The following is a 14,947-nucleotide window of genomic DNA, read 5'->3' as shown; positions in this document are numbered from 1 at the left end:
ATTCTACCGTTCTACTTAAATTTAGGATATGAACCTAATACTTTTAAAAAATCCGTTCTACCTTTTAACTCCTCTAAGGCATCCTTTACTATCTCATCTTCTCTATGCCCCTCAATGTCCACCCAAAAAACATATTCCCCAAGTTTTTTCCTTGAAGGTCGAGATTCTATTTTTGTCATATTGATTTTTTTGTTGGCCAAAACCCCTAAAGCGTTATATAAACTGCCTGGTACATTGGGAACAGAAAATACTATTGATGTCTTGTCTTTACCTGTGACAACCCCGTCCTTTTGAGAAAGGACCAAAAACCTTGTATAATTTTCTTTTACATCTTGTATGTCCCTATCAATTATTCTCATACCGTAAATAACAGCTGCTCTTTCAGGACCTATCGCCACTACTCCAGGTTTAGATTTGACACCTAAGACTGCTTGGGCAGTACTGTCTGTAGCTTTTACTTCCGCTTTGGGAAATTTTTTAGATATATATTCCCTGCACTGAGCAATTGCCTGCTGATGAGAAAGTATACAATGTACATCTTTAAATTCAACTGGAGCATCCGAAATCAAGCAATGGGAAATAGGTATTATCACCTCTCCTTTTATCATTATCCCATTTGCGTCGTTTATCAGCATATCTACGGCAATATTTACAGAACCTTCAATAGAGTTTTCAATAGGAATTACTGCCTCTTCGCATAAGCTATTGCTTATACAATTTATGACTTCCGGAATGGTGTTAAACTCTACAACTTCACAACTTTCAACACCTTGTGTGTATTTTATAACAGCTTCTTCAGAAAATGTTCCTTTAGGCCCTAAATAACCAATTTTCATCCAACACCCCCTTACAATTTATAATATTGGTGATATTTTAATACTTTGCATAAGTAAAGTCAAGTAAATTTTTCATAAAGTCTAAAAAAGATAAAGAAAAAAGCGGTTACCCGCTTATTTTAAAACTTTTAAAATTTCTTCCTCTTTAACAGTCGTAACTTCAGCTTTTCCTAAACCACGAAGAAGAACAAAATTTATTTTGCTTTCTCTACTCTTTTTATCAAGTTTTATAGCCTCTACGATGTCTTCTTTGTGCAAATCCTCATAATCTGTAGGTAATCCTGTCCTTTGTATTAAAGAAAAAATTCTTTCAAAATATTTTTCATCAATATACCCTAAATTTAATGCAAGTTTACAAGCGTATACCATACCTATAGCGACTGCTTCTCCATGAATGTATCTTTGATAACCTGTTAAAGCTTCAATGGCATGTCCTATTGTGTGGCCAAAATTTAATATTGAACGCAGGTTTTCTTCTTTTTCATCAAGAGATACGATTTTCCCTTTTATTTCGCAAGATTTTTTGATTATATGCCTTAATTTATCTTCTTTTAAATCTAAAATTTCATAAATGTTGCTTTCAATATACTCAAATAAACTAAAATCCCATATAATACCATATTTGATTATTTCAGCTAACCCACCAAGTATTTCTCTTTTATCTAACGTATTTAAAACGGCAGTGTCTATATATACCATTTTAGGTTGATAAAAAGCTCCTATTATGTTTTTGCCTTTTTTTAGATTGACTGCTACTTTGCCCCCTACACTGCTATCAACCTGCGCCAACAAAGTCGTAGGAATTTGCACAAAGTCTATTCCCCTCATGTAAGTTGCTGCGACAAATCCAGCTATGTCTCCTACAACGCCTCCTCCAAGAGCTATAACTGAACTGTCTCTTAAAAGTCCATAGTCATAAGCTTTTTCAAGAAGCCTTTGTGCCATTTCCATTGTTTTACTTGTTTCCCCTGCAGGAATAACTTCATATGACACATCAAAACGACTTTTTTTAAGACTTTCATTGAGTTTTTCAAAATACAAAGGATAAACATTAGAATCAGTTATTACAAATGTTTTACTGCTTCTCACATGTTTCTTTACTATTTCTCCTACTTTATCCAAATAATCATAGGCAAAATAAATAGGATAAGACCTTTCTTTCAAATCAACTGTTATAAAATCCAAAGTTCACACCTCACACTTTTTTATTTTCAGACAAAGGGGACAGTTCCTTTTATCTGAACTTTAAGTTGAAATCGGACGGAAGGAACCGTCCCCAGTGTTTGAACTTTTGTTTGGAAAAATTGTTTACTTTATTATTATACAACATTAAATAGATAAAAGTAAGCAGTTTTTAAACCTCCTCTGGCTCTTTGCCAAAATAATATAAATACATGTCTTTAAATTCTGGTTCTACTGATTATTAAAAAACAAAAAGGACAGTCTCTTTTACTGCCCTCTTGATTCATTATAGTATTTTTTCAAACTCATCAAGCAATTTTTCAAAAACATCCAAAGCTTCATTTACTGGTTTTGGAGTAGTTAAATCCACTCCTGCCTTCTTTAAAAGGTTTAAGGGATAATCAGAGCTCCCGCTCTTTAAAAACTCCTTATACCTTTCTACAGCTTTTTCCCCCTCATTTAATATCATCTGAGAAATAGCTATTGCCGCAGAAAATCCAGTAGCATATTTATAAACATAGAAATTTCTATAAAAATGTGGGATTCTCGCCCACTCATAGCTTATTCCTTCATCTACCACTATGTCATCTCCATAGTAGAGCTTATTTAATTCATAATATTTTTTGTTTAACACTTCCGCTGTAAGAGGTTCTCCTCTCTCTGCCATTTCATGTATGAGTTTTTCAAACTCAGCAAACATAACTTGCCGATAGACTGTCCCTCTAAATTCCTCAAAGAAGTGGTTCAAAAGATAAAGTTTTTCTTTTTCATCTTTAGAATTTTTTAAAAGATAATTCATAAGTATAGCTTCATTGCAAGTAGAAGCTACTTCTGCCACAAAAATCTTATAACCTGCATACACATAGGGCTGGGTCGCATTTGAGTAATAGGTATGCAAAGAATGTCCCATTTCATGGGCAATTGTAAATACATCATTTAATTTGCCCTGATAGTTTAAAAGTACATAAGGGTGAGTGCCATAAGTTCCCCATGAATAAGCTCCAGAAGTTTTTCCTCGATTTTCATATACGTCCACCCAACGAGAATTAAATCCTTTCCTTAGTAAATTTATGTATTCATCTCCTAACGGTTGTAGTCCTTCTAGCACGAGGTTAATTGCTTCTTCATATGTAAATTTCTTATCATATTCCTGTATCAAGGGCACATACAAGTCATACATGTGAAGTTCGTCTAAACCTAAAAGCTTCTTTTTAAGCTTCACATATCTATGTAATACATCAAGTCTACTATGTACTGTCTCTATAAGATTGTTGTAAACTTCTACACTTACATTATCTTCAAATAGTGAGGCTTCCAATGAAGAATTATATTTCCGTGTCTTCGCGTAGAAAATATCTTTCTTTACATTTCCTGCCATTGTAGAAGCAAAAGTATTTATAAATTTTTTGTATGTGTCATACATGGCGTTAAATGCGGCTTTTCTGACGTTTCTGTCTTTACTCTGCATGAAGCGTACAAAATTGCCATGAGTCACTTCTACTTCTTTGCCTTCTTCATCTTTAATAGTGGGGAATCTCATGTCAGCATTATTCAACATAGTATATACATTTGAAACAGATTCTGCCAATGTTTCTGCTTCTGCTAATATTTTTTCTTCTTCCGATGAAAGTACATGAGGTTTAAACCTGATTAAATCTTCAAGATATTGCTTATAAATCTTTAATTCTTCTAATTCTTCTATCATTTCCATTAATTTTTGTGTATCAATGGATAAAATCTCTGGAGCTATAAAAGAAGTAGTACTCATAACTTCAACATTGAGTCTCATGGCCTTGTCAGTCAAAGCTTGATATTTGGGATTAGTATTATCTTCGTCTCTTCTCATACGGGCATAGGCAAAAATTTTGCTGGCTGTCATCCCAATTTGGTCATTAAGTTTTAGTACCTCTAATAAATTTCTTGAAGTGTTAATTTTGCCTTTAAACTTTACAATCTCTTTTAAAAGCTCTTTAGTCTTGTTATAGTCTTCTTCCCACAAATTCTCATTTTCATATATATCTTCAAGTCGCCATTTATACTTATCTTCAATTTCGCTTCTATCTTTTAAAACCTCCACTTTAATCCCCCCGTTCAACTTTTTCAAATATCTCTTTCTTAAGCCTTATCCCTGTAGGAGTCTTTGCAAGTCCCCCTTCTGCAGTTTCCCTTAAAGCGTAAGGTATAGCTTTCCCTACTTTATACATAGCTTCTACCACTTCGTCAAAGGGTATGACACTGTCCATTCCTGCTATTGCAAAATCAGCGCATATCATAGCATTAAGCGCCCCAAGGGCATTTCTCTTTTCACAAGGGATTTCTACCAACCCTGCAACGGGGTCGCATACAAGCCCTAGCAAATTCATTATAGCAAAAGAAGCTGCCGTCAAACACTGTTCTGCTGTTCCCCCCATAAGTTCTACTAAAGCTGCTGCAGCCATCGCTGAAGCAGAACCTACTTCTGCTTGACATCCCCCCTCAGCTCCAGATAAAGTAGCATTTTTAGCTATTATAATACCTATGCCGGTAGCAGTGAAAAGAGCTCTTGTCATATCATCATCACTTTTGCCAAATTTTCTCGCCACCGTAATAAGAGCTCCCGGAATAACTCCACTGGAACCTGCAGTAGGAGCAGCAACAATTTTACCCATAGAAGCATTTACTTCTGTCACTGCAAGAGCAGAAGCAGCAGCTTTTGCCATTGTTTCACAAGAAAGAGTATTGCCAATGATTATTCTTTCATATAGTTTTTTTGCATCTCCACCTGATAAACCACTTACTGATTTTAAATCTTCATTTAAACCTTTATTAATAGCTTCTTTCATTACTTTGAGGTTATTTCTCATCTTTTGAAAAATTGTATCAAGGTCTTCTCCTGTCTTTTCTTGCTCCGCTAGCACCACAATTTGCGATATTGGTAAGTTAAATTTTTTTGTAAGTTCTAATAGTTCATAACCATGATTAAATTGATACATTTTATACCTCCATTACATAGGATTTATTATTATGGCATTTAAAATTCCATCAATGTTTTTTATGGTTTCTTTTGCAGCATCAGGTATTTTTTGGTCTGATTCTATGACCATAATAGCTTTGTCACCTTTTGAATGCCTGTACACTCTCATAAAAGCTATATTTATTTTGTAATCTGCAAAAATTTTAGTGACATTTGCCACTATCCCTGGTCTATCTATGTGATTTGTAATCAACGTTTCATATTCACCAGTAAACTCTACCTCTATGCCATTTATCTCTTTTAAAAGCACATTTCCTCCACCAATAGAACATCCTAAAATGCTGTTTTTCTGTCCACTTTTACCTGTTATTATCATTTTTACAGTATTGGGATGTGGTGATTCTTCGTCACTTTCAGTAAATTTAAACTTTATCCCTTGCTGTCTTGCTATTTCAAAAGAATGAGGCAGTTTCTCATCATCTGGGTCAAAACCTAATATCCCTGCCACAAGAGCCTTATCCGTACCATGTCCCCTATATGTACGGGCAAAAGATTCATACAATACAAATTCCACTTCTGATATATCCTCTTCCACAATTTCTCGAGCAATTTTCGCAAGCCTTGCGGCCCCTGCTGTATGAGAACTGCTGGGTCCAATCATCACAGGCCCCATAATATCAAATACACTGTATTCTCTCATACAAAATCCCCTTACGTAAAAGTTTTCTTAACTATATTGTACCTTTAGCCCTATAAAAATGCAATAGAACAACAAGCCAGTAAATCTGACTTATTGCTTTTTTATTTTCAATTTTTTTATATTTAAGGGTTTTAGCTTATTATGCTTGATTAGCACCTCTTTAAAAGCTACGTCAATAGTCGTACCTTTTTGATACTCTAAATATACTTCTTCAAAAAATTCTTTGCCGAATTTTTCAAATAAAAGTTCTATATATTCATCTGTATTTTCTTCATCATATGAGATTTTTCCAAAAACAAAATTTTTGCCCTTAGACCATTTTAACTTCATGATTTTTTACTCTTCCTTTATCAAAACAGCTCTTGTAGGGGAGGCTTCGGCACCTCTAATTTTTAAAGGCGCAGCATATAAGAAATATTCTCCTTCTTCTACATCTTTTAACCGTAGTCCCTCAAGAATAACTATACCTGCTCCTAAAAGAATCTTGTGAGTTTCATGCTCCGGCTGATTTCTCTCAATTCCTAATGCATCAATACCTACACCAATTACACCTTTTTCTTTTAAAAACTGGGCACCGCTTTTATCCAAATAGACAAATTCAAAATCGAAATCCTCTCTAAAAGAATTTCTTGTTTTAAATATTATAAAATCTCCTTTTTGAATGTCTTTACTTGCAAGGTCTTCCGATGTTATTTTATCAGATATATTTGTAAAGTCAAATACTTTACATTTAGTTATAACCTTATTGAGGTCTATATTTCCTACTGTATCTCCTTCCCTAATCATGTGTAGAGGAGCATCAATATGCGCTCCTGTATGCATGTCCATGCTAATACGGGACTCTCTCACATCGCCACTATCAACGGTAATAGTATGTTTAGGCCTTTTTTCTTTTTTATTTTTGTAAACAGTCATATTTTCGTGAATTTCCATCGAAATATCGTATATTTTCATTTAATTTACCCCCTTTTTTTTATACATTCCACCACATTCTATTGTCCCTTAGTAACAGCTCATTTGCTTCTTTAGGTCCCCAGGTCCCTGGCTGATAATTAGGAAAGTCAGGCGTTTTATCTTTCCATGCTTCAGCAATAGCATCTACAAACTTCCAAGAATATTCTAACTCATCCCATCGCGTAAATAAAGTAGAATCTCCTCTCATGACATCGTAAAGAAGTCTTTCATAAGCTTCTGGAGAATTATTTGAAATCTGGCAATTTTGACAAAAATCCATATCTACAGGTTGTATGGAGATATCTCCTGCCCCAGGGACTTTTGCATTAAATTGAAGCTTTACACCTTCCTCAGGTTGAATTTTTATAACTAATAAATTTGGCAATAAATTTTTATATTCTTTAAAATACAAGATTCCTGGCAATTGTTTGAACTGTATTACAATTTGTGTGGACTTTTCCGGCATTCTTTTGCCTGTGCGAATGTAAAAAGGTACTCCTGCCCAGCGAAAATTTTCTACATGCACTTTCAAAGCTACAAATGTCTCTGTATTAGAAGTAGGGGAAACTTTGTCTTCTTGTCTATATCCTGCATACTGACCTCTCACAACATTTTTCTCAACAGCCTCTGGAGTAAATATCTCCAAAGACTTTAGAACTTTTACCTTCTCGTCTCTTATAGATTCTGTATCGAGGTTTACAGGCGGTTCCATTGCCGTTAAAGTTAGAAGTTGAAGCATGTGATTTTGTACCATATCTCGTAACGCCCCGGCTTTTTCATAATACCCACCGCGATTTTCTATTCCGACTATTTCATTTGAAGAAATCTGAACATTATCAATATACCTTCTGTTCCACACAGGTTCAAAAAATACATTAGCAAATCTAATTATCATTATGTTCTGAAGCATCTCTTTTCCCAGATAATGGTCTATCCTGTAGGTATTCCTTTCCGTGAAAACATCAGTTATTATTTTATTTAATTTCCGTGCCGATTCCAAATCTTCTCCAAAAGGTTTTTCTATGACCACCCTTTGCCAGGAAGTCTCATTATTTACCATACCATGCCTATAGAGTTTTTCAACAATTATACCGAAATATTCTGGAGCTACTGCAAGATAGTATACCCTATTGCCCTTTGTATTGTATTTTTCATCAAGTTCTTTTAAAAAAAAACTTAATTCCATATAGCCATTATCATATACAAAGTCAAATCTCTTATAATATATCCTTTCACTTAAATCTTGCCAAACTTTTTCATCAATGTCAAATCTCGAATAATTTTTAACGGACTCTAATACTTCCTTCCTATATTGTTCCTCTGTTTTATCTCTTCTTCCTATGGATACAACAGCAAAATTTTCAGGAAGAATTTTTTGGTATTTCAAATTGTACAAAGCAGGCATAAGTTTTCTGTGAGTCAAATCCCCTGTCCCGCCAAATATAACCATTATATTAGATATATTATTTTTAGCCATAAAACCACCTCTATTAATTCTTTTCCACCGCATGTCCTCCAAACTCATTTCTCAAAGCAGCTACAACCTTTCCTGCAAATGTATCTTCTTGCTCTGAACGATATCTCATAAATAAAGACTGTGCAATTACAGGCACTGGCACTTTGAGGTTTAAAGCTTCTTCTACCGTCCAGAGTCCTTCTCCAGAAGAGTGCATTACTCCTTTTATCCCAGACAATTTGGGGTCTTTTTCAAAAGCTTTTTCCATAAGCTCCATAAGCCATCCGCGAATCACTGACCCATGACTCCAAACTCTGGCCACTTCTTTTAAATCAAAATCAAACTGACTCTTCTCTAAAACCTCAAACCCTTCTCCTATAGCTTGCATCATTCCGTATTCTATGCCGTTGTGAACCATTTTTGCAAAATGTCCTGAGCCGTTTTTGCCTGTATGTAAATAACCGTTTTCCGCACTTATATCCCTAATTAGAGGTTCAATATATTTAAAGACCTCATCTTCTGCTCCTATCATGGTGCAAGCCCCATGTCTTGCTCCTTCAATTCCTCCACTTGTGCCTACATCTACAAAATCAATTTCTTTTTCTTTAAGCATCTCATACCTTCTTAAAGTATCTTTATAGTAGGAATTGCCGCCGTCTATTATGATGTCATGTTCTTCAAGCAAGGGAACTAATTTTTCTATCATTTCGTCAACAGGGTCTCCTGCAGGTACCATAAGCCATATTATTCTTCTCCTTTCAAGTTTTTTTACTAAATCTTCAATTGTATAAGCTCCTTTTATTCCTTCCTTTTCAGCCTCCTTTATTTTCTCAGGTGACCTGTTATATGCTACTACCTCATGCCCATGGTCTCTCATATTTAAAGCAAGATTAAATCCCATTCGTCCTAATCCAATTAAACCTACCTTCATATAAATCCTCCTTAATAATAATTATTGTTGTATAATATTTTTTACTTGAGGGTGTTATATAATTATATCACACATTTTAAAAATTTAAATGACGAAAATCACATGCTTTCATTTAAAAAGCAAGGAAAAACCCTGCTTAATACCTTTACACTATTATTTTCCCTTGTTTTTATCTGCAATATAACAAATTTTAAAAAGGGACCTATTTTAGTCCCTTTTACCTTATTCTTAAATACACTTTTAAATAATTTATCATATTTTTAGCATTTTCTTCATAGGTGTCTATATAAATATTTTTTCCATCAATTGTATAACTAAAATCCGTAAAACCTTGATTCATAAGGTACTCTTTTACAGAGTTTTCCCCTAAATCTCCTTGTGCAATAAGGATTTTTTCTCCCACATATTTCCCATTTACATATATGCTAAATGTATCTGTAGGTACTTTTAAATTTGCATTTCCATTGTCTGGTGTAACAATTATACCAGGCGCTATGGAATTTTGCCCGTATGGATAATTGAACATTAAACATCACCTCTACTTTATTTTACTCAAAAGAATTTAACATATTCTTAACAAAAAGCGAATTGTTTTATAATCTACAATCATTTATAATAATTTGTGAATAAACAAAAAGGGGGATGTTACGTGTCAAAAAATAAAAAAATTTTGTATTTTATATGCACTGGCAATTCCTGTAGAAGTCAAATGGCAGAAGGTTTTGGCAAATATTATGGAAAAGATGATTTTGAAGTATATAGTGGTGGTGTAGAAGCTCACGGTTTAAACCCAAAAGCTGTACAAGTTATGAAGGAAATAGGAATTGACATAAGCAATCAAACTTCCGATTTATTGGATGAAAATATCCTTTTTAAAGCAGATTATGTGATAACTTTATGTGGTGATGCAAGAGATAAATGTCCTGCTTTGCCTCCTTCAATAAAAAGCCTCCATTGGGACTTAGAAGACCCTGCAAGAGCAACAGGCACAGAAGAAGAAGTTTTAAATAAATTTCGTGAAATAAGAGATATAATCAAAGAAAATGTAAAAAATTTGATAGAAGACATAAAAAAGCACTCGCACTAATCACGAGTGCTTTTAAATTATAAAATTCCAGCTTCTTCATGTTTTTTCACTATTTCTTCAGCTAACTTATCAAGAGCCTTAAAGTCTTCTTCTTTTGGGAATCCTTTTATGAAAACTGGTGAAATAACCTCTACTTTTAAATTGGTAATCATTTGAGAAAGCTGATCTTGTGCCCTGCTACCCCAATTATAAGAGCCTATAATTGAAACAAACTTTGTCTTCGGCTTTAAAGCATTGGCCAAATAAGTAGCATAAACCACCATTGGATGAGCACCTGTAAGTACTGTTGGAGTACCTATAACTATTGTAGCAGCATCCACTAATGCCATAGCCAATTCACCTATATCTGTAACAGACAAATCAAAAGGCTTTACAATGACGCCCTTTGCCACAAGAGCAGTCTGTAGGTATTCCACCATTTTTTTCACACTGCCGTGCATGGTAGCATAAGGTATTACGACTATATTTTTAGGTTTTGCATAAACCCATTCATTGTAAGCATCTAAGATAAATTTAGGGTTATTGTACACAGGACCATGACTGGGAGCAATTATATCTATATCTAAATCTTTTATTTTTTCTAAGTCCTTTTCTATAAAGTTTCTAAAAGGCATCATTATTTCTGCATAGTATCTTTTTGCTGCCTCATACACTTTGCACTCATCTGTTGCATAAAGTTCAGAAGTTGCAAGGTGGGAACCTAAAAAGTCACACGTAAAAAGGATTTTATCTTCTACAAGGTAAGTAAACATTGTTTCTGGCCAATGTACCCACGGGGCATGTATGAATTTTAACGTCTTTCCTCCTAAATCTAAAGTTTCACCGTCTTCTACAGTAATAAATTTGTCTTCAGGTATTAAAAGTAAATCCATTAAATAAGTTTTTGCTTTAGGGGTACATATCACCTTAGCCTCTTTATATTTCTCAAGGACTAAAGGAATACATCCCGAATGGTCTTGCTCTGCATGATGTGCTATTATATAATCAATTTTTTCTACATCCTTTAACTGTTCTATCAAAACATCCGAAGTCATCGGATCTACAGTATCTAAAAGGGCTATTTTATCCTTTCCTTCTATCAAATAAGCATTATAACTCGTACCATCTGGCAGGGGTATTAAAGAGTCGAATAATCTTCTCTCCCAATGTACTGCGCCAATTTTACTTACTCCTGGTTTTATAGTCATTGCTTTCATCGATGTCCCCTCCTATTTGTTAATTTCTCAACTATATTATAGCAAATAATCTTTTATAAAAAAATAGTTTTTCTTGCAAGTTTTTATTATATGCATTGTTTTACCAAACTTTTATGTAAAAAAACAATAAAATTTGGCAAAAAATAATCAAGGGTATTCCTATCGTAAATAATTTATGTCTTGTCTTATGTCTAAAAAAATACATACCGAGCCATACGCCTATTGAACCGCCAAATAGTGCTAAAAAGAAAAAGGTCTTTTCACTTATTCTCCAAAGTTTATGTAACGCTTTATATTTATCAATACCCATTAAAACAAAAGAAAATACATTTAAAGTTAATAAAGCAATCATTGCAATCTTGTTCATTATAACACCTCATAACAATTATACCACTTTATAAAAGGTATAAAAACTCAAAATATAGCTATCATAAAACTATGAAAAATATTGAGAGGTGTTGAAATGGTTACCTTGACTGCATCCCACATAGCATATCTAATAATGATTTTAATTATATTGATTTTACTTTTAATGAGAAAAGATATAATTTTACCCATAATATTAGCAATATTTTTAATTGGATTTCTATCAACTGGAAATATCTTAAAAGCAGTTCAAATACTTTACACTGCAATTTTTGTGTCAGGAAAAAGGTTGTGGCAAATCATAGTAATAATATCTCTTATAATATCTATGTCAAAAGCTTTAGATGACATAGGCGCAGATATAATCATAACAAAACCTTTTATAAAATATTTAAAAACTACTACTTTTTCTTTTTGGATAATAGGTTTTTTAACGATGTTTTTATCATTTTTTATATGGCCTGCCCCTGCAGTCGGCTTAATCGGTGCGGTTCTCATCAATCCCGCTTTAAAATCGGGTATTGACAAAGTAAGCCTTGCCTCTATTGTTTCAATTTTTGGCTTTGGATCAGCATTATCAGGAGACTTTTTCATACAAGGAGCTCCCTCTATAACAGCTAGGGCAACAGGTATACCAATTCACACATTAATATTGGCAAGTTTACCTATTTGGGCTACAGCTTCAGCTGTAAGCATTCTTATACTTTATTTTATTACATTGCAGCAAAGTAAAAAACAACAGCGAAACAATCATTTAGACATTAATAATGCTGACAAGCCTTCTCCTCCTTTTAATAGTGTGGTGGTTTCAATAATCGCAGTAGGACTTTTTATTTTAGACATAATTTTGATGCTGTTATTTAGAATTCACTCTAACGCGGCCACTGCTTTGATAGGAGGAACATCTATAATAGTTCTAATTGCCTCTACTTTAGTACAAAAAAATTTTCTAGATAAAACCCGCGAATATTTAAGAGAAGGTTTCATAACTGGAATGAGAACCTTTGCCCCAATTATAGTCATCAGCGCCTTTTTTCTCCTTGGAGAAACAAGCATGGCAAAGGAAGTTATAAGTCCTCATGCAAAAGGATATCTTGTAGATTTAGGAATGTATTTATCTCAGCACATTCCATTAAATAAGTACACTGTTTCTTTATTAGAATTTTCATTAGGAGTTCTGACTGGTTTATCCGGCTCTGGATTTTCTGGACTTCCTTTAATAGGTGCTATTGCTAAAACTTTTTCTTCAACTTTAAATCTAAACCCAGCAATTTTAGCTTCTATAGGGCAGATAGCCGCAATATGGACAGGAGGTGGTACAATAATACCTTGGAGTACCGTAGCTGTTTCTACAGTAATAGACGTAGAAGCCGAAAAAATCGCTAAAAAAAACATGGTACCTGCAATAGCAGGTCTTATAGCAGCATATCTTGTTACAATATTTTTATTATAATTACAAAGCCGAGGACTAAACCTCGGCTTTTAAGATATTCCCCTCATTATCAAATTCATCATACTGTCTTTCTCCTCATTGCTCAACTTTTCCCACGTCGCTTCAAAAATCACCCCCAATCCTGGTATTGCATTTTCCTCTTTGCTGTCAACAACCTCCTGTATAAACCCTTTAATTTCCTCTTTTGTTCTTCCTTTTAAGTTGTCGAGCACAGCTTTTTTTATGTCCATAACATACCTCCAATTGTAAGATTCACTAATATAATTCCCAAAACAAAAAATAATAAACAAAAAAGTTCCTAAAAAGGAACCTACAGACTGTAGACAAACTTTCGTAAAGGAGATATTTTGCATAAGGAGTGACTTGTTACAAAGCGATAACAAAACTTAGCAAGACCGAGGGCGTAGGCAGGGCCGAAGCCACGGATGGCGAAGGCGGGCACCTTAAGGCATGGATGCCGATTGTGCCCGGTACCCTGCCGGAGCCTGAAGGTCGAGCTTTAGTTTTGTCGCTTTGGAACATCGGAGCGACGATGCAAAATATCTCCTTTGAAAAATTTTTTAACTTTGTCAGCAAACTGAAAGTTCCTAAAAAGGAACCTATATGACATGGAATAAATATTTAAGAATCAGCAAAATTGCTATACCTGCTATTCCAAAAACTCCTGTAATAAATGAAGTAATTATATTGACAGGCAAGTAAACCCCAAATAGAACACCAAAAAATTAAAAAACAAAAGCATCACAAAACCCACTAAAGCATTTAATACAAACTTTACCATCAACCTTAGAGATTTACCTAAAAGCCATAAAATAAAAACTAATATTAAAATAGCAACAATAAACGAAAAAGTCCCTTCCATCACCATGCAATCACCTCTCAGGTCTTGATTACATTATATCATATTTTGCAAATTAAAAATAAATTAAATTTACATTTTTTTGATTGATTAGTCCTTATTAATCATATAAAATAATAGAGGTTACAAAATTTAAGACAAAGGGGTATGGTAATGGAACTATTAATCAAAGCTTTTATAATGGGAATCGTAGAAGGGTTAACTGAATTTCTCCCCATCTCCTCTACAGGACATTTAATCATTGTAGGAAGCTTTATTAATTTTACCGGAAAATTTGCTACAATGTTTGAAATCGTCATTCAATTGGGAGCTATTTTAGCAGTTGTATATTATTACAAGGGAAAAATATTTGCTTCTCTTAAAAATTTAAAACCTGGAGATTGGGGATTTAATTTGTGGTTCAAAATCTTTATAGCTTTTATACCAGCAGCAGTTATAGGATTATTTACTCACAAATACATTGAAGAGCATTTATTTTCGCCCTTCACTGTAGCAATTGCCCTCATTGTAGGTGCAATAATGATGATAGTCATAGAAGATACTTTCGGAAAAAGATATAAAATTGACAACATGGACAAAGTAGACACAAAAAAATCTTTCTGGATAGGTATAGCACAAGTTATGTCTCTTTTCCCTGGAATGTCACGGTCTGCTTCTACTATAATGGGAGGTATGCTTGTAGGTTTATCAGTTAAAGCAGCTGCAGAATTTTCTTTCTTTTTAGCTATACCTACAATGTTGGCAGCAACAGGCTTTGAACTTATCAAAAGTTTTACTGCCATGTCCTTATTGGAATGGGAAGCTCTTACAGTAGGATTCATAATGTCCTTCATAACCGCTTTATTTGTAGTAGATAAATTTTTGTCCTATCTCGCAAAACATCCTTTAAAACCATTTGCTTATTATAGACTAATTGTAGGACTACTTATGTTACTTCTAATATCTGAAAAGATAGTTAAATAATAAAAACAAAA

Annotated in this window: 16 protein-coding genes and 1 pseudogene; 3 read left to right on the top strand and 14 right to left on the bottom strand. The window is 33.9% G+C overall.

The features are described from left to right. Positions 1–11: 11 nt before the first annotated feature. From pheA to THEWI_RS05455, 10 genes are all read right to left on the bottom strand, one after another. Positions 12–836 carry a prephenate dehydratase gene (pheA, locus tag THEWI_RS05500; protein ID WP_014062724.1) on the bottom strand — a complete coding sequence of 275 codons (825 nt, stop codon included), beginning with the start codon at positions 834–836 and terminating at the stop codon, positions 12–14. A 114-nt stretch (positions 837–950) separates the two neighbouring features. Then, positions 951–2,021, bottom strand: a complete 1,071-nt coding sequence (aroB, locus tag THEWI_RS05495) for a 3-dehydroquinate synthase (protein WP_014062723.1) — start codon at positions 2,019–2,021, stop codon at positions 951–953. 283 nt (positions 2,022–2,304) lie between these two features. Then, positions 2,305–4,095: an oligoendopeptidase F gene (pepF, locus tag THEWI_RS05490; RefSeq protein WP_014062722.1), complete on the bottom strand. Its 1,791-nt coding sequence runs from the start codon at positions 4,093–4,095 to the stop codon at positions 2,305–2,307. A gap of 1 nt (position 4,096) precedes the next feature. Next, positions 4,097–4,990 carry an L-serine ammonia-lyase, iron-sulfur-dependent, subunit alpha gene (gene sdaAA / locus THEWI_RS05485; RefSeq protein WP_014062721.1) on the bottom strand — a complete coding sequence of 298 codons (894 nt, stop codon included), beginning with the start codon at positions 4,988–4,990 and terminating at the stop codon, positions 4,097–4,099. Between the two features lie 12 nt (positions 4,991–5,002). After that, positions 5,003–5,671 carry an L-serine ammonia-lyase, iron-sulfur-dependent subunit beta gene (gene sdaAB / locus THEWI_RS05480; protein WP_003869464.1) on the bottom strand — a complete coding sequence of 223 codons (669 nt, stop codon included), beginning with the start codon at positions 5,669–5,671 and terminating at the stop codon, positions 5,003–5,005. Positions 5,672–5,761: 90 nt separating this feature from the next. Further along, positions 5,762–6,001 carry a hypothetical protein gene (locus THEWI_RS05475; RefSeq protein WP_003868625.1) on the bottom strand — a complete coding sequence of 80 codons (240 nt, stop codon included), beginning with the start codon at positions 5,999–6,001 and terminating at the stop codon, positions 5,762–5,764. 6 nt (positions 6,002–6,007) lie between these two features. Next, a complete protein-coding gene (locus tag THEWI_RS05470; RefSeq protein WP_014062720.1) occupies positions 6,008–6,625 on the bottom strand; it encodes a cyclase family protein in 618 nt (205 codons plus the stop codon). A 19-nt stretch (positions 6,626–6,644) separates the two neighbouring features. Further along, positions 6,645–8,102 carry a glucose-6-phosphate dehydrogenase gene (zwf, locus tag THEWI_RS05465; protein WP_014062719.1) on the bottom strand — a complete coding sequence of 486 codons (1,458 nt, stop codon included), beginning with the start codon at positions 8,100–8,102 and terminating at the stop codon, positions 6,645–6,647. Between the two features lie 13 nt (positions 8,103–8,115). Then, on the bottom strand, positions 8,116–9,012 hold the full coding sequence (gene gnd, locus THEWI_RS05460; protein ID WP_004404005.1) for a phosphogluconate dehydrogenase (NAD(+)-dependent, decarboxylating): 897 nt from the start codon (positions 9,010–9,012) through the stop codon (positions 8,116–8,118). 217 nt (positions 9,013–9,229) lie between these two features. Beyond that, positions 9,230–9,538: a hypothetical protein gene (locus THEWI_RS05455; RefSeq protein ID WP_014062718.1), complete on the bottom strand. Its 309-nt coding sequence runs from the start codon at positions 9,536–9,538 to the stop codon at positions 9,230–9,232. 123 nt (positions 9,539–9,661) lie between these two features. Here THEWI_RS05455 and arsC point away from each other — a divergent pair, with 123 nt between their 5' ends. Further along, on the top strand, positions 9,662–10,099 hold the full coding sequence (arsC, locus tag THEWI_RS05450) for an arsenate reductase (thioredoxin) (protein ID WP_003868630.1): 438 nt from the start codon (positions 9,662–9,664) through the stop codon (positions 10,097–10,099). Between the two features lie 17 nt (positions 10,100–10,116). Here the strand turns inward: arsC and THEWI_RS05445 are convergent, their stop codons facing one another. Both THEWI_RS05445 and THEWI_RS05440 read right to left on the bottom strand, forming a co-directional pair. After that, on the bottom strand, positions 10,117–11,295 hold the full coding sequence (locus THEWI_RS05445) for an FprA family A-type flavoprotein (RefSeq protein WP_014062717.1): 1,179 nt from the start codon (positions 11,293–11,295) through the stop codon (positions 10,117–10,119). A gap of 100 nt (positions 11,296–11,395) precedes the next feature. Further along, complete coding sequence (locus THEWI_RS05440; protein ID WP_003869470.1) at positions 11,396–11,662, bottom strand: DUF1294 domain-containing protein; 267 nt, start codon at positions 11,660–11,662, stop codon at positions 11,396–11,398. Positions 11,663–11,758: 96 nt separating this feature from the next. On the opposite strand from THEWI_RS05440, the gene THEWI_RS05435 reads away from it, so the two are divergent. Next, positions 11,759–13,114 (top strand): hypothetical protein, encoded by a 1,356-nt coding sequence (locus tag THEWI_RS05435; RefSeq protein ID WP_014062716.1) that lies wholly within the window; start codon positions 11,759–11,761, stop codon positions 13,112–13,114. A gap of 29 nt (positions 13,115–13,143) precedes the next feature. Here the strand turns inward: THEWI_RS05435 and sspI are convergent, their stop codons facing one another. Both sspI and THEWI_RS05420 read right to left on the bottom strand, forming a co-directional pair. Beyond that, on the bottom strand, positions 13,144–13,344 hold the full coding sequence (sspI, locus tag THEWI_RS05430; RefSeq protein ID WP_003868635.1) for a small acid-soluble spore protein SspI: 201 nt from the start codon (positions 13,342–13,344) through the stop codon (positions 13,144–13,146). A 369-nt stretch (positions 13,345–13,713) separates the two neighbouring features. Continuing rightward, positions 13,714–13,982, bottom strand: a pseudogene (locus THEWI_RS05420) (pro-sigmaK processing inhibitor BofA family protein). Between the two features lie 144 nt (positions 13,983–14,126). Between THEWI_RS05420 and THEWI_RS05415 the strand changes: the two are divergent. Further along, positions 14,127–14,936 carry an undecaprenyl-diphosphate phosphatase gene (locus THEWI_RS05415; RefSeq protein WP_004403992.1) on the top strand — a complete coding sequence of 270 codons (810 nt, stop codon included), beginning with the start codon at positions 14,127–14,129 and terminating at the stop codon, positions 14,934–14,936. Positions 14,937–14,947: the final 11 nt, after the last annotated feature.

Origin of the sequence: Thermoanaerobacter wiegelii Rt8.B1 (assembly GCF_000147695.2) — a bacterium.
Taxonomy (GTDB): domain Bacteria; phylum Bacillota; class Thermoanaerobacteria; order Thermoanaerobacterales; family Thermoanaerobacteraceae; genus Thermoanaerobacter; species Thermoanaerobacter ethanolicus.
Note: the sequence above shows the minus strand (reverse complement) of the source record. Positions and strands in the feature narration are given on the sequence as shown.

What these genes read in the sequence shown, in the direction of transcription:
- pheA (WP_014062724.1), bottom strand. Translation starts at nt 836, where the DNA reads ATGAAAATTGGTTATTTAGGGCCTAAAGGAACATTTTCTGAAGAAGCT.
- sdaAA (WP_014062721.1), bottom strand. Translation starts at nt 4,990, where the DNA reads ATGTATCAATTTAATCATGGTTATGAACTATTAGAACTTACAAAAAAA.
- sdaAB (WP_003869464.1), bottom strand. Translation starts at nt 5,671, where the DNA reads ATGAGAGAATACAGTGTATTTGATATTATGGGGCCTGTGATGATTGGA.
- THEWI_RS05475 (WP_003868625.1), bottom strand. Translation starts at nt 6,001, where the DNA reads ATGAAGTTAAAATGGTCTAAGGGCAAAAATTTTGTTTTTGGAAAAATC.
- THEWI_RS05470 (WP_014062720.1), bottom strand. Translation starts at nt 6,625, where the DNA reads ATGAAAATATACGATATTTCGATGGAAATTCACGAAAATATGACTGTT.
- zwf (WP_014062719.1), bottom strand. Translation starts at nt 8,102, where the DNA reads ATGGCTAAAAATAATATATCTAATATAATGGTTATATTTGGCGGGACA.
- gnd (WP_004404005.1), bottom strand. Translation starts at nt 9,012, where the DNA reads ATGAAGGTAGGTTTAATTGGATTAGGACGAATGGGATTTAATCTTGCT.
- THEWI_RS05455 (WP_014062718.1), bottom strand. Translation starts at nt 9,538, where the DNA reads ATGTTCAATTATCCATACGGGCAAAATTCCATAGCGCCTGGTATAATT.
- THEWI_RS05445 (WP_014062717.1), bottom strand. Translation starts at nt 11,295, where the DNA reads ATGAAAGCAATGACTATAAAACCAGGAGTAAGTAAAATTGGCGCAGTA.
- THEWI_RS05440 (WP_003869470.1), bottom strand. Translation starts at nt 11,662, where the DNA reads ATGAACAAGATTGCAATGATTGCTTTATTAACTTTAAATGTATTTTCT.
- THEWI_RS05435 (WP_014062716.1), top strand. Translation starts at nt 11,759, where the DNA reads ATGGTTACCTTGACTGCATCCCACATAGCATATCTAATAATGATTTTA.
- sspI (WP_003868635.1), bottom strand. Translation starts at nt 13,344, where the DNA reads ATGGACATAAAAAAAGCTGTGCTCGACAACTTAAAAGGAAGAACAAAA.
- THEWI_RS05415 (WP_004403992.1), top strand. Translation starts at nt 14,127, where the DNA reads ATGGAACTATTAATCAAAGCTTTTATAATGGGAATCGTAGAAGGGTTA.